The following is a 21,030-nucleotide window of genomic DNA, read 5'->3' on the forward strand; positions in this document are numbered from 1 at the left end:
TTATTCTTTAATGAATTTGTAAGCCTGAACTTTATCTTTTGTAACGATCTGTAAAATGTAATTTCCTTTTGATAAAGTGCTGATGTTGATGATTTCATTTTCTATCTTTCCTTCCCTGAGTAACCTTCCGGATGCATCAATAATTCTGAATTTTTCAGCGTCATGTAGATGTTCTGTATGGATATTATCTTTCGCGGGATTAGGATAAATTGAAGTTGCTTTTGTATTCTTAATATCGGAGGTTGCCAGAAAACAGCTTCCAACTGAGTCTCCTGAAATGATCCAGTTTTTATTATTAATCAGAAAGTCTCTTTCGTTAACAATATTTGAGGCGTATTTTGCCGGCATTGTAGATCCCAGGTTGACATTGTTTGCCGTATTGGGATTGTTTGCCCAGGCTACAAGTGTTTTACTGTAGTTGTTGCAGTCGATAGCAGTATTTACAATCATGCTTGAAGCATCGCTCACTGATGCTAAATTCCAGTTTTCGAATGACTGATTATAGCTTGATGCCTCTGTTAAAAAAGTATTTATCGTTGTAACGTTACTTACATTCCAGGAGTTTAAATTTTGGTTGAATGAGGTACAGCCATGGAATACGTGTGCCATATTTGTAACATTTGCTGTGTTCCACATATTTAAAGGCTGATTAAATACGGGAATCATATGAAACATAAAATGCATATCCTGAAGACTTGAGGTATTCCAATTATCCAATCGCTGATTGAAGCTTACACATTGACCAAACATCCAGGCCATATTGGTAACTTTTGAAACATCCCAATTGTTTACACTTTGATTGAATGCTGCTCTTCCGGCCAGCATATAACCCATATCTGTAGCTGAAGAAGTATTCCAGTTTCCTATAAAGGGTGAATTGAACTGATGAGGAATAGTAGAAGTGCTTGTAAGGCATGAAAACATAAAGCTGAAGTTTTTAACTTTAGAAGTATTCCAGTTTTGCATAGAAGGAGCTCCTGTAAATTGCGGAGTTCCAAAAAACATAAAGGATGCATCTGTAACAGCGTTAAGGTTTGGGCTGTCTGTTGCAGTAAGCTGCATGGATTGGCAATTGGTAAAAGCAGAATTCATAGAGATCCATGAGATGTCTCCCCATTGTTCTATTTCTGTTATTTTATCAGCGCTGCCAAACATTTGCCATATTGGTATAACCAGTTCTGCAGCATTAAATAACTGAGCTGTTCCAAATTTTATTTGTCTGAAAACACCGTTTCCGTTGGACACTTTTACTCTGTAGGTTGCACCGGAAGAATCCCCGCTTGATGTTCCGAAATCAATTAAAACCTGATTCGTAGAGGTTACATTGGTCATAATTCCGTTGTGAAGCGGATAACCAATTTCTTCCCACTCTATTGTATAGTTTTCTCCGTTCCCGGGAAACCAGATTTGGTTTGAATTTGCCTGAAAAGGAGCGTCTACAGTTACACTGGGATTTGAAACAAGGCCAGGTTGCCAAATAGTGATAAACTCATTCTGTGCTTTTGTAATATGAAAGAAGAAAATACAGATTGTAATGAGTAAAAATTTTTTCATAGTTATATAATTTGGTGTGAGAAATTACGAAATGTAATTTTTATCAATATAAATATTTAATTAATATTGTTATTTTGACTAATTTTTATTATTAAATATTTTTTATTAAAAGCAAATGTAATGTTTTTTTATCAATTCTTTAATTTGTGAATTAAAATAATATGAAAATAAAATACTCATCAAATTTGATGAGCATCGGATGATTGAATAAACAGACAGATTAATCTTCTATCATATTGTCCCTTGTATTCTTTTGTACGGCAATCGCGCCAAAAAGAGCCAGCAAGAAAGCAAATGCGTAAAACCCTTTTTCACTTGGAAGGATGGTGGCATTCCAAAGACCTATTGCCAGTAAAACCAAAGATGACAGGGTGGCAAACCAGCAGATTCCGTAATAAATATCGGTTACTTTAATATTCTCCAGTCGGTCACGAACGGCCTTCTGTAAAGAAACCACAGCAAATAACCCGTACAAAAGAATGGTGAAATAATAGCCTTTCTCATTAAGTTCCATTTCCGCTCTGGCAAGTCCAACGATGAAGCCTATCATTCCTGCCCCTAAAGCGACCCAGGACGCTGCCACAAATGCAGTCGATACATTTTGTTTTTTCATGTTATTGTTTTATTAAAGGGCTAAAGATATTAATTTTAATTGAATGCCAACTATAACTTAATTTCTGAAATTTTATTGCTTAATGATAAAAGAAAAACTCTCCTTTTCAGGAGAGTTCTATATATAAAGCGATGAGTTTATTAATATCTGTAATATTCCGGTTTGAAAGGTCCTTCAACATTTACCCCGATATAATCAGCCTGTTCCTGAGAAAGCGTTTCCAGTTCAACACTTAATTTCTTAAGGTGAAGGGCGGCTACTTTTTCATCAAGATGCTTTGGAAGCATATATACTTCATTTTTGTATGCTGCAGAATTATTCCAAAGTTCGATCTGAGCCAATGTTTGGTTTGAGAAAGAATTTGACATTACGAAGCTTGGATGTCCGGTTGCACATCCTAAGTTTACCAATCTACCTTCAGCAAGGATAATAACTTCTTTACCTTCTTCCAGTGTATAGATATCAACCTGTGGTTTTACCTCAGATTTTGTGTGACCATAGTTTTCGTTCAGCCAAGCCATATCGATTTCGTTATCGAAGTGGCCGATGTTACAAACGATTGCTTTATCCTTTAATTTTAAGAAATGTTCTTTTCTTACAATGTTAAAGTTACCTGTAGTGGTGATTACAATATCTGCATTATCAACTACAGTATCAAGTCTTTTAACTTCATATCCGTCCATAGCAGCCTGAAGCGCACAGATCGGATCAATTTCTGTTACCGTAACAATTGATCCCGCTCCTCTGAAAGATGCAGCAGTACCTTTTCCAACGTCTCCATAACCGCAAACAACCACTCTTTTTCCTGCAAGCATGATATCAGTTGCTCTTCTTACAGCATCTACAGCAGATTCTTTACATCCGTATTTGTTATCAAATTTAGATTTGGTTACAGAATCATTTACATTGATGGCAGGCATTACCAAAGTTCCGTTTTTCATTCTTTCGTAAAGCCTGTGAACACCTGTTGTGGTTTCTTCGGAAAGACCTTTGATTTCTTTGGTTAGTTCAGGATATTTATCAAAAACCATGTTTGTTAAATCTCCACCATCATCAAGGATCATATTTAAAGGCTTTCTGTCTTCGCCGAAAAATAAAGTCTGTTCAATACACCAGTCGAATTCTTCTGCATTCATACCTTTCCATGCGTATACAGGAATTCCGGCAGCAGCAATAGCCGCAGCAGCGTGATCCTGAGTGGAAAAAATATTACAAGAAGACCAGGTAACTTCAGCTCCTAGAGCAACCAATGTCTCAATAAGCACAGCTGTCTGAATGGTCATGTGAAGACATCCTGCAATTCTTGCTCCTTTTAACGGCTGAGAAGGTCCGTATTCTTCACGGATGGCCATAAGACCAGGCATTTCAGCCTCTGCAAGATTAATTTCTTTTCTTCCCCATTCTGCCAGGGAGATATCCTTAACTTTGTAAGGAAGATATTGTGTTGTAGTACTCATATGCAAATGAATAAGTTTAAATTCAATAATATGCAAAAATACAACTAATAATTAAGATATAAAAACCACATCTTCCGAACTTAAGATAAGTGTTAAATATCATATTAATTTTGAAATTCATCACAGGATATTCCAGCGTAGAAATTTTCATTAATTTTACACCAATAAATTAATAAATGCCACTTTACCGCGACTTTTCTGATGACAATGCTACAATTCTCGTATGGAAATATGATGAAACGGAGGATCTTGATATTCATAAACTTCTGGAACCTGAAAATGCAGAGAAAGTAAAAGACTACCATCCCAAGAAGCTGCTCGAAGTTTTAATGGTCCGCAAACTACTTAAAGGTCTTAAGCCAAACTCGAAAATTTTATATAATGAAAGAGAGCCGTTTCTTTCTCCGAAGGATGCCGAAATCTCCATCACCCATTCTTTTCCTTTTGCAGCAATAGCTATTTCTAAAAATAAGATAGGAATTGATATTGAGAAATTTAATCCTAAAATTCTCAGGGTAATTGATAAATTCACCTATGAAAATGAAAGAGGATTCATTCCTTTTGATAATGAAGTAACGTTTTACACCATTATCTGGAGCGTGAAGGAAAGCATGTATAAAATCCATCATTCCAAGCACTGGTCACTAAAAAAGCATTATGAAGTAAAACCTTTTGAACTGAAGCATCTCCATAATATCAAATGCCGGGTGCATGATGATACCATGTCTGATGAATTTAAAGCCAGGGTAGAATTTTTCGATGAATATTGTTTTACGATTGTTGAGGAATAACCTTCTGCGTTTTACTTTCGGTCTCATTCTGATATTTCTCAATTACTTTTCGCTGCTCTTTGGCAACATCAAAAATCAATTCAAGAATGTCATGAATATTTTTAAGTTCTGTAAGATGCGAGATCTTATCGGGGTCTCTCAGGTCATAGGTTTCATTTTCTATAAGCTGTGTTTTTCTTTTCATAATCAGATCATCAAGAGAAGAATCTTCCGGTTCTATTCTACTCTCCATATTCAGGGTCTCCGTTATTTTATTGCCATTTAAAAGGTTGCAGACTTTCTGCATTTCTGCTTCAATTTTACGGCTCCAGCCTCCTGCATCTATTTCAGGATATTTTTCATCATCCTTTACATATTGTGAAAGCGATGCTGTATAGGCTGTTATAAGATGGGAGGTAGCAACAAACTGATGGACAACTTCCAGTTTTTTCTGCTGATTTTTGGGTTCTGAAATCATCCTCTGGAAATTATCAGAGAGATTGGCGAGCGAAATAATCGCATTTTTCCGCTTTACTTTATAATCCTGAACATCAAAACCTTCTTCAAGAAATTTTGAGATTACGCTCCGGAAATAAATCAGGTTGCATTCTGCGGATTTTTTCATTAAATCCAGATTCTGGGTATGTTCCCATACCGGAAGTACAACGTAAGCCACCAATGATGTAATCACGGCCGCAACTATAGTATCAACAATTCTGTCTCTGAAAATAATGTTGACATTGCCCGGACTGAGGAAATTAAAGCTCAGAAAAACATAGATCGTCATGAACAAAACAGCCCAGAAATATTTGCCTTTCAGAAAGCTGAAACACATGATCATGCTTAACAGAAGAATGGTAAAAAGCAGCTCATTAATCTGAATATAATGTAAAATTGCGTAAGCAATTATCGCACCGGCAATAGTTCCATACAATCTTAATAGATTTCTTTTCTTGGTAATAGAGTAGGCCGGTTTTAAGATCGCCACTATAGTAATCAAAATCCAGTAGGTATGCCCGATTCCTAAAAACTGAAAGAGAGAAAACAGATATCCGATCAACAAAGCAATGGTAATCCGAAGGGCATGTCTGAAATGGGATGAAGAGAATGAAATATTATTCTTTAAAACTTTAATATTGAGTTTTTCTTCATTAGGCATGAATTTTTTGAGGTCCAATCCTGTGGAGAGGCTCTTGGCCAGTTTAACGTTCTGAGAAAAGACCTTATAAATTTCATTGATCTCTTTGGTGATTTCATTAATACGCATCAGGATCTGTCTGAGCACCATAAAATTCTCAAAGTTTTCAGGGGAAATACGCTTGTTTCTCAGTTCAAAATAGTCATTATTCAGATATTTCAATTCTTCTTCAAGATTAGAAATGGGTCTCGCCCTCGTGCCAATCTGAAGTGATATTCCTATATTGGTAATCTCCTCGGAAAGGAGGTTGAGGTAATCATGAATTTTTACTAAAATCGTGGTGTCTTCAAAACTCTGCTGCAATTTCTGATAATCACTTTCCGAAGTCATCAGCTTTTCATGAAGATCCATCGAATTAAGGAACATCAGCATTAACAGCCGGCTCGTCGTAGTGGATTCGTTAACAATGGTTCTTGTTTTGAAAACAGTTTCACGGGTTTCTTCCTGAAGATTTTTTATTTCGATCTGCTTGGCGATGACCTGCGTTGTCAGTTTATCGAAATCCGGGTTTTTCTGATAATAATTGGCTTTGATTTTTAAAAACTCTGCCAGTTGAAGATAGTTTTCCCCGATCATCTGGCTTGCCAGCTTATAGGGCTGAATGGTTGTTACGATTAAAAATATCAGCAAAAACCAAATGCATCCTGATGCAAAAATCAAAAGGCTTTTTAGAATATTAGCGCCGGTTAAATGTCCGTCAATAAAGATGGCAAGAACAACCAGTGATAATGAACCGACTGCCGCAAGTCTCTGTCCGTATACGCCAATAAGCGAAAAGAACATTCCGAAAACGATGATTTCTGCAAAAACCAGAATTTTGATACTCATCACAAGACTTGCTATCAATGCTACAAATACGAAGCAAATGATGGCAAATGTTAATGCATTTCTTCTCCTTATAAAAGGCCCCGGCTGATCTGTAAGTGCTACAAAGCTTGTTCCGAGAGGGAAGAGAAAGTATTCTTTAAGAATGCCGAAATGAGCAAGAACAAGACACGGAAGCACAGTAGCCAGCGTAATTCTGATAGCAGAATATACATATTGACTGGTAACAAATTTTTTGAGTTCCGCAGAATAGTTCATACTACAAAAATAAGAGTTAAATGTGAATTGCAGGTTTTAGTTGGTTAGGTAAATATGAACTTTTTTAATGATTTATAACTACATGACATGTAAGCATTATCAATATGCTACTATTATACACAGAAATTCAGTATCAAATTCTAAACCATCTGAATAAATTTTTAAGAAATGTAACCTATGAAAAACTAGAGAATTTACAGTTTTCAACATTTTAATCCTCATCGTTGGCTAAGAAAGTCAGAATTTTCAATGGTTGCTGAGGATCTCGAAGTCATCAGTCCTGAAATATAGCCCCGATCGCAGCAATTGTATGAGCTCATTTTTCGGTTTCGGGCGGCGCGGCTACGCCGCGCCGCCCGAAACCGAAAAATAGCGAGTGCGGAGAGCGGGAAAATTGCTCCTAAAAAAACATAATAGATACAATCCGACGAAGTTAACAAGCTCCGGAAAATAAAAAAAGTCCCATAATATATGAGACTTTTTGAGTTTGTATGTAAAATTTCTTAATAATCTACATTTGATGTTTCTTCACCGATATTCCAGGTTAATCCGAAACGTAGGGTATTATCCAATGCCGTATTGATTTTGGATACATTGATCAGATACGAGATGTCCAGACCGAAAGAACGGTATTTTAATCCGATACCTGCTGTAGCAAACTGTCTTGCTCCCTGCTCTTCACTTTCATGGAAATAACCTGTTCTTACAGAGAATGCGTTGTCATAAGAATATTCCAGAGCTCCACTCATCATGATAGAGTTGGGATTTTTAAAGGATTTTCCGATACCCGCCATTACGCCAACGTTTGGAACTTCATAGATCGGCTGTCTTGTATTAGGATCAGTTCCTACATATTCTGAACCGGGAACCAAAATTTTGGACCCTTCAAAGCTGATGCCCACTCTGTTCATATCATCAAGGTACATGTCGTAGCCAACCCCTAATCTTGCCATGGTAGGAAGATAAGATCTTGACTCTTCGTTTCCGGTATAATCTAATTTGGGACCAAGATTCTGTACCGCAAAACCGGCATTAACTTTTCCGTCCATACCTCCGAAACTTGAAAATCTTGGAGAAGTATAGTATCCTGAAACGTCTACTGCAAAGGAATTAGCAGGCTTTAATGTTGTATCCGTATTAAATCCTCCGGCCAAGTCTGAACGGATGAATCTACCGGTAACAGCCATGGAGTAAGAATCTGAAAGTTTAAGGCCATACGCTACGTCGATGGAGAATTCGTTTGGCTTGGAAGTTCCCAATGAAGTTACTTCATTTCCTACTAACTGAGTAAGATCCACTTCACCCATATTAAAGTAATAAATACTTGCTGAAATGGTAGATCGCTCTTCCTGCCCTAAAAATTTATGGAACGCTCCATATAATAAAAACACATCATTGGTAAGTTTTCCCATGTAAGGAGTGTAATTTAATCCCACGGAAGAACTTGTTCTGCTGAAAGGATATTTTGCGGCATTCCAGAATTGAGAAAAAGCATCCGGAGAGGTAACGACACCCTGATCCCCCATACCTCCAGCTCTTGCATCTGGCGCGATTCTTAAGAAAGGAGCTCCGGTTAATACAGGTCTTACAAGGCTTAAATCTTGAGAATAGCCTAAAAAGCCAGCACTTAACCCAATTCCTAAAAGCAGTTTAGTAGTTAAATTCATATGTTGTCTTTTATATATTATCAGTTTTTTGTTGATATTATTATTGTTATTGTTTTAAAATTATTTCAAAAGTACCATTTTTTCTACAGCTGTAGCACTTCCTTTGCATTTTTCTTGATTTTGACTTTTTGCAAATATCTTAAAAATATACGTACCTTTTGCTACTGTGGCACCAAAATCATCTCTTCCATCCCATTCGATAGCCTGACGCGGCGTTCTAAAGCCCTGCAGGAACGGTTCTGCAACTACCGGCTGAGATAAAGTTCTTACCAGTTTTCCGGTAATGGTATAAATCTGAACATTCACATCCAATATATCATCACAATTATGCTCAAAATGAATATACGTCTTGTTGGTAAAAGGATTCGGCCAGTTTAACGGTCTGTTAATCACCAGATGCTGGTCTGCTTCATCCTTAACTTCAAAATTTAACGTTGCAGTTGTAGAATTATTGTTTATATCCCAAACTTTAAATGTCAGTTGATGCTGCCCTGTGGAAAGATTCCTGAAAGGATAAGTTACATTCCCTTTCTGATAGTCTGCCAGACTTGGATTCAGGCATCCATTTCCTTCTCCGGAAGCAAAAAAATCATTTAATACAACGGTGTTTATAATTTGGCCGTCCAAATATACAGTAATATCGTGACCGATACCAGATCCCGTAGAATTAATTCCCGTATCATCCGTAATACATGCAAGCAGCATTGGATTCTGATCTGTAATGCCACCATCGGCAAAGTTGGTATTGTTCATATAAAGCTTCACTTTCGGCGGCTCATTGTCGTTGATTCCGTTCGGATTGATATCTCCAACCTGTACTGCCTGATTATTGAATACATCGCTTGCTTTATTATCTGCATATCCAAGAATTCTTCCTTGTCCCACAGCGTAATTAATATCTTTAGGTACATAAAACTCTACCGTGAAAACTCCGTTTACAGCAGTTCCCGAAGCTTTTACAATGGCGCTACCTTCTTCTGTATATTGTAGAACAGGAGTTAGACCGCCATCATTATTCAACGTGGTTTTATTTAATCTTTTATCAAAAATATTAATGACCACACGTCCGTTAAAATTTGTATTAATGGTTCCGTTCGGATTATTAATGTGCCCTGTTACTTTAACAAAATCCAAACCTCTGATAAGTCCCGGAACCGGTGTGTCAATATTATCAATGACAAGTAATCGTTGTGGTCTGCTAAGTTTCATCGCAGGATCTCCCAGAAAATTAACTTTCAGGTGGTCTGTTGCTGAACCTTTTTGCTTTTTGGCGTTCAGGTGTGCAACTCCGAGTGTCTGAAAATCATCATTATTCAGCTTAAAAATATTCTGGGTGTACAGATTGGTAAAATCCACTCCGTATCCTACATCAATAGCCCGGCTTGAAGTAATCATTGATGCAGGGCCGCCCTGTTTCATTTTAAGAAACTGCTCCCCTGCAGAAGAGGTATCAGGCTCATCCCAAAGCGTAAACTCACAGGTAATGGTTGACACAAAAGGGAATCTGCTGTATACATTAGAAAAATTGTTGGCATTCTGAATTTCAGATAACGTTAAAACTCTTTCCTGTGCCCATCCGTTGATTCCTCCATGTCCGAAATAGAACATATACAGACTGTTTCCTATGTCATTTGAAATAGCCTGATTTACCTGAGGGTATCTTTGTCCGCCCGCGGTACTCTGTGCCTGAAAAGCATCCAGATACAACTTTCTTACATTGTATTCTTTAAGTACGGATGTAGGCTGTTCGAAGACTGTTACTAAAGAATTATTCATGACCGTATGGAAAGGTGTTCCACCGTCATTATCATCATCTACAATAAAATCAAGCTTCATTTTCCATTCTCCGAACGGAGTAGACTGTCCCGATAAGCTGTTGTAATAAGCCAGCGTCTTATCCATCATATTGGCCGCTTCCGTTACATTCGCAGCAGGAAGTCTTCCAACAGGAAGATCTGGAAGGTTATTGGTAATAAATTCGGTTGTTTGTGGCTTTGTCATTACAATATAATCATCTGTAACAAATGATCTTATCACATCTGCAGATTCTTCGCTTTGATAACTGGTCACAACATTTGAATTATTGGAGATTCTGTTCTTAAAATCATAGGAAGTATCTCCTAAAACAAATACATATTTTAAGGTTCCTAAAGGTGTATTCAGTTTTGTCACAAAGTCCCTTATTGCCGTAAGATCTCTGCTTCCGCTTCCGAATTCGTTATATATTTTGTCTGTATCAACAATCTGTACATTATAATTGTTTTTGGTCTGATGATAGTTGGCAAGTCTCTGCGCCTGTCCCATCATTTCCGGAATGGTAATGATCAGATAATCTATATTCTGAAGTGCGGAAAGATTCTGGTTATTGATACGTCCTACAAATTGTGGAGAATAGGCTGCATCTGCTTTAAAAGCTACAAATTCATTATTAAAATTCTGGTCTGCTGCCGTATAAGCAAAATTAAATGTTGTATTTCCTGCCGCTTTATTGACTCTTCTGTTGGCATTGGTAACGTCTGTAACATCCCAGATCTGCTCTGCGGAAGAGGCATTGGATAAGCTGAAACCATAGGTCGTATTGCTCCCGCTTACGAGTGAGAAATCCCTGAAATTCATTTGTGTACCGTTGAAGCTAAGGTTATCCTTATATTGTACTTCGAGATAATCTACATAAAAATTTCCGTTGGGATTAACTGTAATATTTGGTTTTAGGTTAAATGTAATCTGATTTCCGCTCAATCCTGTTATTATTCCGGAATATCTCAATGGGAAAAATTCATTCGTTCCTCCGGAGTTTGCAGATGGAATAACCGTGTTTAGAGGATTTTGTGTATTAATATCAAATGATATACTGTTTTGCTGTGATTTGTATCCTATTACCTGTACTCTGTACCGTATTTCATCACCACCCTGAATGGCTGATGCCGTAGTAAAGGTTACTGCTTTATCCGTTGTAAACGGGGTGTCTTCCACCCACAATCTTCCTACTTTCATCAGGTTTTTCTGATCTTTATTGATAACCTGGTAGTTATCAAATCTTGTAATCAGCGGGGTAGCAGGCAGGTTGACATCCACTGTCTGAATTCTTTTCCCCGGACCTTTGTCAAAATTGATATAGTAATAAGAATAATCTTCATAAATGTTTTTCACATTCTCACTTCTGTCACTTCTGGTATCTTTTCTTTTAAATCCGTTTCCGTTGGAAGTGTTGTAAAGATTATATCCATCCGGTCCCTGTGCATAGAACAATGCATAATCACTGTCATGCCATACACCGTCATCTTCTCCCACAACCTGGATTGCATTTTCCTGAAGCGCGCTGTATTTCACATCCTGATTGAATTCAGGAAGCATGATGCCTCCATTTCCGTAGATTCTGAAGTTTTTAGGATTTACAGAAGAAGGATTGATCCCGTTATCCTGCAGAAACTGTTTCGTAATTTTAAAAATCCCGGATTTATCAACCTTAATCTTATAAAAATTTCCGGTTGATAATGGGTTTGCAGTGGTTCCAACTTTTAAAGTGCTTCCAAGGTTGTTGGAGGCATTTGTTTCTGAAATTTCAAATGAAGACAAGCGTTTTACCTGTCCTTTTTCTCTTTTAAATAAAGCGACGTTAATATTTGCAAAGCGTTCACCTTCAGAATTATAATAAGCAACATCTTTAATTTCATATTCAGGGAGAAGATCTTTGCTTATCTCATATAAATCTTTTGCAGGGATAGTTTCCCACACAGGATTGGAAACTTTTAACTGCTTTTCGCCAACCTGTTGTCTGGTTGTTATAAAAATGTTATTTTGGCTGAATGAAAATCCCTGATTTTTAAAATTGGGAAGATTGAGTTTGGTATCACCATAATCCCGGATTTTAGAGCCGTCCCATTCTATGGAGATCCTCTGAGCCCAGAGTGTTGATACGAAGCCTAATAAAAATAAAAGCGAAATTTTTTGTTTCATATTTATTGTTGAAATTTCTGAATTACAAAATAAATGAAAATTTTATAATTAAATTGTGATACAATAAAATTAATTTGTTAACGTTTTTCAAAAAAATCAACTCTTTACTTGATTTATTGAATAATTTATTTTTTCTTTGTACTTTGAAAATATTTATATCGACTATGAAAAAACTAAAGTTGTTTTCATTAATAGCATTAAGTTCTACACTTGCATTAACCAGTTGCGGAGGATCTAATAATGGCGGCGGTACTAAAAAATTTGTCAGCAAAACAGGTTGGAAACCAAACGAGAAACAAGGTTGGTTTTTTGCAGGAAAGCAACAAAAACAAAAGGGTTGGCCGGGAATGGTATATGTAGAAGGTGGAACTTTTACAATGGGATTAGTGAAAGATGATGTTATGCACGATTGGAATAACTCACCGCGCAGAATGCAGGTAAGCTCTTTCTTTATCGGGGAAACTGAAATTACTAACTACGAATACCGCGAATACCTTACATGGTTGAAGTATGTATTCCCTCCAAGCGATCCAAGCTTTAAGGAAATCTACAACGGTGCTTTACCGGATACCTTATTGTGGGACAACAAATTATCTAGAAATGATTACAACGAGACGTATTTCCGTTCTCCGGAGTTCGATTACTATCCTGTAGTGGGTGTATCTTGGACTCAGGCAAACAGATATTGCGAATGGTTGTCAGACAGAGCGAACGAAAAAGCTTTGATGCAGGCAGGTATTATCGCAAAAGATTTGTATATCAACGAATCCAACAACCAGGGCGGAACTGCATTCAATATGGATAAATTCAAGTCGAATGATCCTGAAATGCAGGGATACATCAACGAAAAAAGAATGCAGCAGAAAACAGGTTTGAAAACAACAAACCAAAGATTGCTTGCTGCCAACAGAGCTCCGAACGCTGCAATGGTAACAAAATTCAGACTTCCTACAGAAGTAGAATGGGAATATGCAGCTTTAGGTTTAGCTAAAAACAGAGAGTATAACCAATATATGGGTAAAACACCTCAAATCGAAAAATTAAGAGGGACTAAAGGAAGAGAAAGAGGAATGTTCCTTGAAAACTTCAAAATGGGTGCTGGTGATTACTCCGGTATCGCAGGTTGGAAGAACGACGGATCGGCACAGACTTCTGATGTTAGACAATTCCCTTCAAATGATTTAGGTATTTATGGTATGTACGGAAACGTTGCAGAATGGACGGCAGATGTATACAGACCAATCATTGATGAAGATTTCAGCGATTTCAACTATTACAGAGGAAATATGCCTCAAGCTATTGTAAGAAACGGAGACGGTACATACAAAATGGTAGATGAAACCGGAATCAAATATGATACATTGGCAGACGGCAGATTAGTTTACAGAAGTCTTCCGGGACAATTTGAAAGAGAAACCATTGCTGATTACAGAAATTACAGAGATGGAGACAGAATGTCTTCTTTAGACTATAGAAATGCTTCTGATTCTGCTTCAACATACGATATGTACAACTCTCCTAAATCAAGGTTTATTGTAGATGGGAACGGTAGAGTCGTATTACAGAAAGACAGAAAAGAAAGAACTTCTGAAATTTCTAACGATATCAGAGTAGTAAAAGGTGGTTCTTGGCAGGATACAGCGTACTGGCTGGATCCGGGACAAAGAAGATATAAAAACCAAAACAAAGCATACGGATGGATTGGATTCCGTGTGGCTCAGGATGCAAGAGCAAACGACAAGAGTAGAACAAGAAGATAATATTTATCAAAATAATTTTCAAAAAAACCTTCCGGAATTCTGGAAGGTTTTTTATTTTTGAAGCATGAATACAGAACAGTTTTACCCTTTGTTTTTACAAGCTGCAAATGTTGTTATCGACAGCAGAAAAATTGAAAAAAATGATATTTTCTTTGCCTTTTCAGGAGAAAATTTCAATGCAGCCGTATTAGCTGAACAAGCCGTAGACAAAGGGGCATTGGCTGTTATTGTAGAACAGCAGGAGTATGAAAACCCTGAAAAGAAAATCTTTTATGTGCCTTCAACATTAGCTTTTCTACAGGAACTTGCAAGATACCACAGAAAAAAACTTCAGATTCCTATTATCGGATTAACGGGCAGCAATGGAAAAACAACAACAAAGGAAATTATTCATGCTGTACTTTCCGAAAAGTTTAATGTTCAATATACGCGTGGAAATTTAAACAATCATATCGGAGTTCCTTTAACCATTCTTTCGATTACATCTGAACATGAAATGGCAGTAGTAGAAATGGGAGCCAATCATCAGAAAGAAATTGAGTTTCTTTGTACAATCTCAATGCCTGACTTCGGATATATCACCAATTTCGGAAAGGCACATCTGGAAGGATTCGGTGGAGTTGAAGGGGTAATTAAAGGAAAATCTGAATTATACGATTATCTTAAAAATAATGGCAAAACAATTCTTATAAATGATAATGATCCTGTGCAGATTGAGAAAACAAAAGAATACTCAAGAAAAATCACTTTCGGAAGTAGGGAATCAGATTATCAGTTTGAATTGTTTTCAGAGCAAAATTTTGTAGGCTTAATCTATAAAAACCAAAAAGCTGTTTCAAAACTTACGGGAGAATATAATTTTACCAATTTGTGTGCTGCGGCAAGTTTGGGACTTTATTTCGGAATTGACTTTGATAAAATCATTTATGCGATTGAACATTATATGCCTACCAATATGCGTTCTCAGATCGTTGAAAAAGGAAATAAAACACTGGTTTTGGATACTTACAACGCCAATCCGAGTTCGATGGCAGCTTCCCTTAAAAACTTTATTACTTTTGAAGGCTCAAAAACAGTCATCATCGGCGATATGCTGGAACTGGGGGGTGAAAGTGAAAGAGAACACCTGGCGATCTTGAAACTTGCCATGGATCTTGGATTTGATGAAATCATTACGGTAGGAAAAATCTTCAGAACGGTCTATCATTCATCACTAAGCTTCGAAGACACTTCATCTTTAACAGAATATATTAAAATAAATCCAATATCTTCAAGAAATATTTTGCTAAAAGGCTCAAGAGGTATCGCACTGGAGAAAGTATTAGAGTTTATTTAATCTTTGTATTCCAGAATTCTCTGATAATAAGCCTGATATTTTTAAATGTGCTTGGGAAAACTTCCTCTCTAATCTGAAGGGTATTTTTCCAGGCAACTTCCGTGATACCTTCTTCAATCTGTGGTTTTGAAGTATCCTGGCCATCAAAGTTCATTTCAAACCAATGCGTGCATTTTAATACTTTATCGCCGTTTCTTTCAATGTAAATATGGTATGTGGTGTTGATAAAGCTTAGCAGTTCCACATTCTGCAATCCGGTTTCTTCTTCAATTTCTCTTACGGCAGATTCTTCACGGGATTCTCCCTTTTCCATTTTTCCTTTCGGAAGGTCCCATTTTCCAAGTCTTTTGATGAAAAGAATATCTCCATTCGGCTTACTCACGATACCGCCCGCAGCTTCTATAATCCTGAAGAGTTTTTGAAATTCAGACCAGATCTCATCAATATTTTCACCAAAGATATTTAATTCCTTTACAGATGTATTTTCAAGAAGATCGAGCGCGATCTCCAGGCTTGTGACGTTTTCGTATCCAAGCGTTTTTTCTAAGTTTTCAGATTGCTTAGACAACAGTAATTTTTTTTCGTTCACAAAAACTTTATACATATATTTGTAAGAATTAAGAATTTAATACAAAAATAAAAAATGAATTTAGAAGGACGAAAGATTATTGTGAATAAATCATCTAAAGACCTGGTAGAAATACTTAAATCTCCTGAAAATTATAAAGATTTTATGCCGGATGGTTTACAGAAGTTTGAAACGAGAGAAGACGGATTTAAATTCGGGCTGCAGGGCATGCCGGAAATTGCCCTTAAAATAGATGAAGTGACCGATGAAAAGGCGGTTTTGAAGTCTGCAAGTTCCAATCTGGATTTTTCACTGACTGCGGCTTTGCATCCTCTTAATGAAAACCAGACCGAAGTACAGATGTTGTTTGAAGGAAAGTTTAATCCGTTTATCAAAATGATGGTGGAAAAACCTCTCCAGAATTTTATCAACACTCTTACTGATAAGATTGAAGCTTATAAATAATAATACCTCCGCAAACGGAGGTTTTTTTATGCAATAATTCCCGAACAATGATCAGCAGCACTTCCCGTAGCAGAAGCAAGTACATTAACTTCATTATTCAACTTTAAAACTCCCATCAAAGCAAAGATAAGAGCTTCTTTATAATCAATGATTTCTTTGCCTGGAATTATAATTTCAGCCTTTGTTTTATCTCGGATTTTTTCAACTAAATGGTTATTGTAAGTTCCGCCGCCTGTTATAAGTACATTTTTCAGACGGTTTTTATTAATCACCTCAGCAATCTGGTGCGCTGCATGTTCCGTCATGGTTGCCAGAGCATCAAGGCTTTCCACCTTTTGGAGCAGTGGGAATATATTTTCGTTACACCATTCAATGCCTAAAGATTTGGGATGGGATTGATGATAAAATTCTAATGAATTTAATGAGGAAAGAAGACCTTCGTGAATGATTCCTTTTTTGGCAAAATTCCCGTTTTCATCGAAATTTTTACCTAAATCTTGAGCCAGTTTATTGAGAACAATATTTACCGGAGCAATATCAAAAGCAATTCTTCTGCCTTCAGACTGTAATGAAATATTCGAAAAACCTCCGAGGTTTAGGCATGCCTGATATTCAGAAAAAAGAAGCTCGTCACCAATTGGCACCAATGGAGCTCCGTTACCACCCATTAAAACATCCTGGCTCCGGAAATCATAAACAACAGGAATACCAGTTTTCAGCCTGATAGCACGGCCATCACCGATTTGAAACGTAAATTTCTTCTGGGGCTGATGATAAACCGTATGGCCGTGAGAAGCGATAAGATCTATGTTTTTAAGCTCATACCTTTCAATAAAGCTTTTTACGGTTTGTCCTAAAAAAAATCCGTATGCAGAGTGCAATTCCAGCAGTTGTTCTGCGGAAAGATCTATTGCATGCTTTAAGTCATTGTAAAGATTTTCAGAATAAGAAACCGTTTCAGCCTTTATAATTTGGAAACTCCAGAGAGGAGCTTTTTCAAATTTTACAAAACAAATATCCAGACCATCTAAACTCGTTCCGGACATGAGTCCTATCGCATGAAAAGTCATAAGGTTATTTTTGTTTTTCAGATAGTTTGTCGGTAGTAAAATCTCCCGAATTCTGGTAAAAGACGTATTCGGAAAAGTCATCTTTAGCGGTCATTCCGTGTGCCCCGATCAGTGTAGACCCGTCTTTCATCGTTACATAAACCGTATCTTTTGTATAGATTCTTTTCTTTCTCTGATCCCAGAAAACAGATTGCATGGCGAATCTCTCATTTTCATTCGTGGTAATTCTTACATCGCCTCGCGCTTCGTAAAATTGTTTGTAATCATAGAACTTCGCGTATTTCGCTTTGATCGTTCCGGGTGTTTTAGGCTTTTTTTTATCGAAAAAAAGAATATTCACTCCTTTTCTTGCTACGGTATAAGGACTGTCGATAAGCTCATATTTTTCAATAATGGGAGCTTTGGCACGCATCGTTACAAAACCTGAATCCCGCTGAATAATATTGGCGTTATTGATAATCTGTGAAGCAAAATTTTTATTGTTTTTGCCTTTGTTATTGGTAAAATCTTCCTCACAGGATGTTACCATAAAAAATATAGCACAACTAAAAAGGTATGCTATATTTTTTTTATATGATATGTTTCCCAAGAACTTCATTTTAGTTGTAAAGCGTCTTTCTGAACCACTTATCTGCAAAATTGAAACCAACTCTCAGGTTAATGTAGTTTTGGTTGATGAGGTTATTTTTAAGGGTGCCTCTTTTTCCGACTTCAAGACCCAGCTCAAGACCGCTCATTCTGGTTATGCTGCTGTTTTTGAATGGAAGGAGAACCCCTCCCGAAACCCCGAATTTATTGATGTTTTGTCCCGCAATCTGTAAGCTTCCTTTTTCATAAAAAGCTCCGTAACGGTAAACAATTCTGGAAAAATAACTTCTGAAGTTATTATAATTAGGCAAATACCAGCCTCCGGCAGAAATTCTGTAAGAATCCTGAAGATCCAGGGACTGTCCGAAATAAGCAATGCTTTCTCCCTTTTTATAATCTCCCTGAACAGATAAGAACCATTTGTTCTCTTCTCCGTATCCTACCCCTAAAGAGGCTTGTAACGGCATAAGATTTTTAGAGTCCGTACTTCTTTTCTCAATAATACTTTCATTAGCTTTTACAGTTTGGCCGGCATCAGAATAGAAGTATGTACTGTTTACATAATCAGTAGTCATGTTACTTGTATTACCAAAAGTAGTGGTTGCACCAATCGTAAGTTTTCTGTCGGTACTCGTATTCAAATTCTGGTAGCTTGCTCCCAGCGTAAAGTTGAAATTTTTGATGCTGTTTTTGGTTTCATAGCCGTTAATAAGCTCTGCACTGGCATAAGTAAGCTCATTCAGATCATAAAGGTTACCAAAATAGTAATTGGCTCTGGCTCCTACTGCAAATTTATCATTGACTTTATAGCCTAATGCAATCTGAGCGGTATTTAATGTTCCGCTTCCTTTGAATCTATTGCCCCTTTTATCGTATACTACACCGTTTTCGTCTGTAATGTCATCGATATGAACAATTTCATAGCTTTTAGAACTGTACGGCTGGTAAGAAAGACCCATCTTCAATTTCGGAGATAATGGAAAAGCCAGGGAAATATTGGATAAATACGTTGAATGTTTGGTAGACTTCGTATTGTTATAATCTGTTTTAAAGTAATTGTTTTCGTTGGTAGCTTCCAGTTTGATACTTGTAAGCTCGAAATTAGCATTGTTTGCAGGGTTTGCAAAGTTAAAATTACTGGTAAAATCGCTGATAAAAGCGGTAGATATACCTCCCATTGAGGTCGTTTCGATCGTATTATCATATTTAATATCACCGATTCCGTAAGTCGCATATGGTGAATTACTCAGATTCTGCGCATTTAGGAAGTATCCGACTGATATTAATGATAGTACAAAGATTTTTTTCATTCTTTATTTTTAAAACAATGCGCAAATATCTTAAATATTAATGAATTGTAAAAATTATAAGAGGTTAAAGTTTGTTAAGGACGATTAATAGAGATAATTATGATGAATTGCCAATTGTGAATCCGGTTATCTGTGAATTTTTGTACATTATTTTATATACTTGATAAAAATTCAGAATTGATTTGCAACGCAAAATTGACTTACAGAGTAAAATTCACATTCTACAAATTACAATTTTCTTTATCTTTGAGCCATGAATTGGGAGAACATTGCCGGACAGGAAAATCTGAAAAAACTTCTGAGAGAAAGTATTGCCGAAAACAGAGTGAGCCACGCCCAGCTTTTCGTAGGAAAAGAAGGATATGGAACTTTGCCGATGGCTCTGGCTTATGCCAAAGAAATTTTAAGCAGCGAAAACGAACATGCGGCTTCAAAAGTAGAGCATCTCAATCATCTTGATCTTCATTTCAGCTTTCCGGTTTTCACCGATAACAGGAATTCTTTAAGCAAAAATAAATTTGATGAGTTCCGCGAAATGATTATCAGTTCCCCCTATTCAAGCTATGACGACTGGACCGCTTTCCTCGAATCTGAGAACAAGCAGCTTTTTATATCTGCCGACGAAGTCGATGATCAGAACCAGAAATTTTCGTTAAAAAGCTTTGAAGGAGGAACCAAAATTCTTATCGTTTGGAGAGCCGATAAAATGAATATTGCCGCAGCCAATAAATTCCTGAAGTTTTTAGAAGAGCCTCCTGCAAAGACCGTAATTATTCTCACCGCAGAAACTACTAATGATATTCTTCCGACCATTCTTTCGAGAACTCAAATTGTTGAAGTTCCGAGAATCAGTGATGAAGATCTTGAAACCTATCTTAAAAAGAATTTCAATATTCCCCAGGACAAGATAGGAGAGATTATCCATCAGGCGCAGGGAGATCTTAATGATGCGCTGAAGCTGATGCAATCCGGCAATAAAAGCGATGAGTTTGAAAAGCTTTTTATTCAGTGGGTAAGAGACGCTTTTATGGTTAAGAAAAAACCGGAATTTCTCAAAAGTATTATTTTCTGGGCAAGAGAAATAGCAGGATGGAACCGTGAAAAACAGAAAAATTTCCTTAATTATTGTTCAGAAATTTTCAGGCTGGCTCTTTTGCAGAATTATCAGTCGGAAGATCTGGTGTACAAAAAAATTGATGCCAATGGATTCAATTGGCTTGGGTTTTCAAAATTCATCAGCGGAGCCAATATCGAAAGCATTCTTGAAGAAATCAGCACAGCCGATCTTCATCTCACCAGAAACGGAAATCCAAAAATTGTATGGACCGATCTGGGAATAAAATTATCAAGATATATTCATAAAAACGCATAAAAATCCGACCGTTTGGTCGGATTTAATTTTACTTTTAAGCAGTTTTCTTTGTTTTTTTTTCTTTAGTACTTTTCGCTTTGGCGTTGTTTTGTGCCGTTGATTCCTTTTTTTCACATCCTTTGTGATATTCGGCATTGGCTTTCTTGTCTGCTGCAGAACAATGCTTTTTATCTTTTCCTGCACAGCATCCTTCTTTTTCCTGTGCAAAATGTAAAGTGAATACGCTTAGTAAAGCTAAAATTGAAATCATTTTTTTCATCTT

General features: G+C 36.8%; 16 protein-coding genes. 5 read left to right on the plus strand and 11 right to left on the minus strand.

Translation table 11 applies throughout. The features are described 5' to 3' along the window. The 3 genes from BUA76_RS10810 to ahcY all read right to left on the minus strand — a co-directional run bounded on the left by BUA76_RS10810 (window position 1) and on the right by ahcY (window position 3,624). On the minus strand, window positions 1–1,554 hold the full coding sequence (locus BUA76_RS10810; RefSeq protein ID WP_143149899.1) for a BspA family leucine-rich repeat surface protein: 1,554 nt from the start codon (window positions 1,552–1,554) through the stop codon (window positions 1–3). 220 nt (window positions 1,555–1,774) lie between these two features. Continuing rightward, window positions 1,775–2,167: an inner membrane protein YiaA gene (yiaA, locus tag BUA76_RS10815; protein ID WP_066435087.1), complete on the minus strand. Its 393-nt coding sequence runs from the start codon at window positions 2,165–2,167 to the stop codon at window positions 1,775–1,777. 140 nt (window positions 2,168–2,307) lie between these two features. Further along, complete coding sequence (ahcY, locus tag BUA76_RS10820; protein WP_072884814.1) at window positions 2,308–3,624, minus strand: adenosylhomocysteinase; 1,317 nt, start codon at window positions 3,622–3,624, stop codon at window positions 2,308–2,310. A gap of 176 nt (window positions 3,625–3,800) precedes the next feature. On the opposite strand from ahcY, the gene BUA76_RS10825 reads away from it, so the two are divergent. Then, window positions 3,801–4,415 (plus strand): 4'-phosphopantetheinyl transferase family protein, encoded by a 615-nt coding sequence (locus BUA76_RS10825; protein ID WP_072884815.1) that lies wholly within the window; start codon window positions 3,801–3,803, stop codon window positions 4,413–4,415. Here BUA76_RS10825 and BUA76_RS10830 read toward each other — a convergent pair. The 3 genes from BUA76_RS10830 to porU all read right to left on the minus strand — a co-directional run bounded on the left by BUA76_RS10830 (window position 4,396) and on the right by porU (window position 12,299). Next, entirely contained in the window at window positions 4,396–6,675 is a 2,280-nt protein-coding gene (locus tag BUA76_RS10830; protein WP_072884816.1) for an FUSC family protein, read from the minus strand. The two genes, BUA76_RS10825 and BUA76_RS10830, sit on opposite strands and share 20 nt — an antisense overlap. A gap of 503 nt (window positions 6,676–7,178) precedes the next feature. Then, window positions 7,179–8,342 carry a type IX secretion system outer membrane channel protein PorV gene (gene porV / locus BUA76_RS10835; protein ID WP_072884817.1) on the minus strand — a complete coding sequence of 388 codons (1,164 nt, stop codon included), beginning with the start codon at window positions 8,340–8,342 and terminating at the stop codon, window positions 7,179–7,181. A gap of 60 nt (window positions 8,343–8,402) precedes the next feature. Beyond that, the gene (porU, locus tag BUA76_RS10840; protein ID WP_072884818.1) at window positions 8,403–12,299 is read right to left on the minus strand and encodes a type IX secretion system sortase PorU; all 3,897 of its coding nucleotides are present in this window, start codon (window positions 12,297–12,299) and stop codon (window positions 8,403–8,405) included. 164 nt (window positions 12,300–12,463) lie between these two features. On the opposite strand from porU, the gene gldJ reads away from it, so the two are divergent. Continuing rightward, window positions 12,464–14,059, plus strand: a complete 1,596-nt coding sequence (gldJ, locus tag BUA76_RS10845; protein WP_072884819.1) for a gliding motility lipoprotein GldJ — start codon at window positions 12,464–12,466, stop codon at window positions 14,057–14,059. 64 nt (window positions 14,060–14,123) lie between these two features. Continuing rightward, window positions 14,124–15,395, plus strand: coding sequence for a UDP-N-acetylmuramoyl-tripeptide--D-alanyl-D-alanine ligase (locus BUA76_RS10850; RefSeq protein WP_072884820.1), 1,272 nt, complete (start codon window positions 14,124–14,126; stop codon window positions 15,393–15,395). Here BUA76_RS10850 and BUA76_RS10855 read toward each other — a convergent pair. Next, window positions 15,388–15,999 carry an NUDIX hydrolase gene (locus BUA76_RS10855; RefSeq protein ID WP_072884821.1) on the minus strand — a complete coding sequence of 204 codons (612 nt, stop codon included), beginning with the start codon at window positions 15,997–15,999 and terminating at the stop codon, window positions 15,388–15,390. The two genes, BUA76_RS10850 and BUA76_RS10855, sit on opposite strands and share 8 nt — an antisense overlap. Window positions 16,000–16,038: 39 nt before the next feature. Here BUA76_RS10855 and BUA76_RS10860 point away from each other — a divergent pair, with 39 nt between their 5' ends. Further along, a complete protein-coding gene (locus BUA76_RS10860; protein ID WP_029296880.1) occupies window positions 16,039–16,428 on the plus strand; it encodes a hypothetical protein in 390 nt (129 codons plus the stop codon). Between the two features lie 26 nt (window positions 16,429–16,454). Here BUA76_RS10860 and BUA76_RS10865 read toward each other — a convergent pair whose 3' ends face one another. The 3 genes from BUA76_RS10865 to BUA76_RS10875 are packed head-to-tail and all read right to left on the minus strand — an operon-like array spanning window position 16,455 to window position 19,396. Then, window positions 16,455–17,498 carry an anhydro-N-acetylmuramic acid kinase gene (locus BUA76_RS10865; RefSeq protein WP_072884822.1) on the minus strand — a complete coding sequence of 348 codons (1,044 nt, stop codon included), beginning with the start codon at window positions 17,496–17,498 and terminating at the stop codon, window positions 16,455–16,457. A gap of 4 nt (window positions 17,499–17,502) precedes the next feature. Further along, entirely contained in the window at window positions 17,503–18,096 is a 594-nt protein-coding gene (gene lptC / locus BUA76_RS10870) for an LPS export ABC transporter periplasmic protein LptC (RefSeq protein ID WP_072884823.1), read from the minus strand. Window position 18,097: 1 nt separating this feature from the next. Then, the gene (locus BUA76_RS10875; protein ID WP_072884824.1) at window positions 18,098–19,396 is read right to left on the minus strand and encodes a hypothetical protein; all 1,299 of its coding nucleotides are present in this window, start codon (window positions 19,394–19,396) and stop codon (window positions 18,098–18,100) included. Window positions 19,397–19,649: 253 nt separating this feature from the next. Between BUA76_RS10875 and BUA76_RS10880 the strand changes: the two genes are divergently transcribed. Further along, window positions 19,650–20,768 (plus strand): DNA polymerase III subunit, encoded by a 1,119-nt coding sequence (locus BUA76_RS10880; protein WP_072884825.1) that lies wholly within the window; start codon window positions 19,650–19,652, stop codon window positions 20,766–20,768. 34 nt (window positions 20,769–20,802) lie between these two features. Here BUA76_RS10880 and BUA76_RS10885 read toward each other — a convergent pair whose 3' ends face one another. Then, entirely contained in the window at window positions 20,803–21,027 is a 225-nt protein-coding gene (locus BUA76_RS10885) for a hypothetical protein (RefSeq protein WP_072884826.1), read from the minus strand. Between the last annotated feature and the right edge of the window lie 3 nt (window positions 21,028–21,030).

The sequence above is a fragment of the Chryseobacterium takakiae genome, assembly GCF_900129385.1.
GTDB lineage: Bacteria > Bacteroidota > Bacteroidia > Flavobacteriales > Weeksellaceae > Chryseobacterium > Chryseobacterium takakiae.

Coding starts and splice junctions, on each gene's coding strand:
- lptC (WP_072884823.1), bottom strand. CDS start 18,096: ATGAAGTTCTTGGGAAACATATCATATAAAAAAAATATAGCATACCTT.
- BUA76_RS10865 (WP_072884822.1), bottom strand. CDS start 17,498: ATGACTTTTCATGCGATAGGACTCATGTCCGGAACGAGTTTAGATGGT.
- BUA76_RS10850 (WP_072884820.1), top strand. CDS start 14,124: ATGAATACAGAACAGTTTTACCCTTTGTTTTTACAAGCTGCAAATGTT.
- gldJ (WP_072884819.1), top strand. CDS start 12,464: ATGAAAAAACTAAAGTTGTTTTCATTAATAGCATTAAGTTCTACACTT.
- porV (WP_072884817.1), bottom strand. CDS start 8,342: ATGAATTTAACTACTAAACTGCTTTTAGGAATTGGGTTAAGTGCTGGC.
- BUA76_RS10825 (WP_072884815.1), top strand. CDS start 3,801: ATGCCACTTTACCGCGACTTTTCTGATGACAATGCTACAATTCTCGTA.
- BUA76_RS10880 (WP_072884825.1), top strand. CDS start 19,650: ATGAATTGGGAGAACATTGCCGGACAGGAAAATCTGAAAAAACTTCTG.
- BUA76_RS10830 (WP_072884816.1), bottom strand. CDS start 6,675: ATGAACTATTCTGCGGAACTCAAAAAATTTGTTACCAGTCAATATGTA.
- BUA76_RS10860 (WP_029296880.1), top strand. CDS start 16,039: ATGAATTTAGAAGGACGAAAGATTATTGTGAATAAATCATCTAAAGAC.
- BUA76_RS10810 (WP_143149899.1), bottom strand. CDS start 1,554: ATGAAAAAATTTTTACTCATTACAATCTGTATTTTCTTCTTTCATATT.
- BUA76_RS10855 (WP_072884821.1), bottom strand. CDS start 15,999: ATGTATAAAGTTTTTGTGAACGAAAAAAAATTACTGTTGTCTAAGCAA.
- BUA76_RS10875 (WP_072884824.1), bottom strand. CDS start 19,396: ATGAAAAAAATCTTTGTACTATCATTAATATCAGTCGGATACTTCCTA.
- BUA76_RS10885 (WP_072884826.1), bottom strand. CDS start 21,027: ATGAAAAAAATGATTTCAATTTTAGCTTTACTAAGCGTATTCACTTTA.
- porU (WP_072884818.1), bottom strand. CDS start 12,299: ATGAAACAAAAAATTTCGCTTTTATTTTTATTAGGCTTCGTATCAACA.
- yiaA (WP_066435087.1), bottom strand. CDS start 2,167: ATGAAAAAACAAAATGTATCGACTGCATTTGTGGCAGCGTCCTGGGTC.
- ahcY (WP_072884814.1), bottom strand. CDS start 3,624: ATGAGTACTACAACACAATATCTTCCTTACAAAGTTAAGGATATCTCC.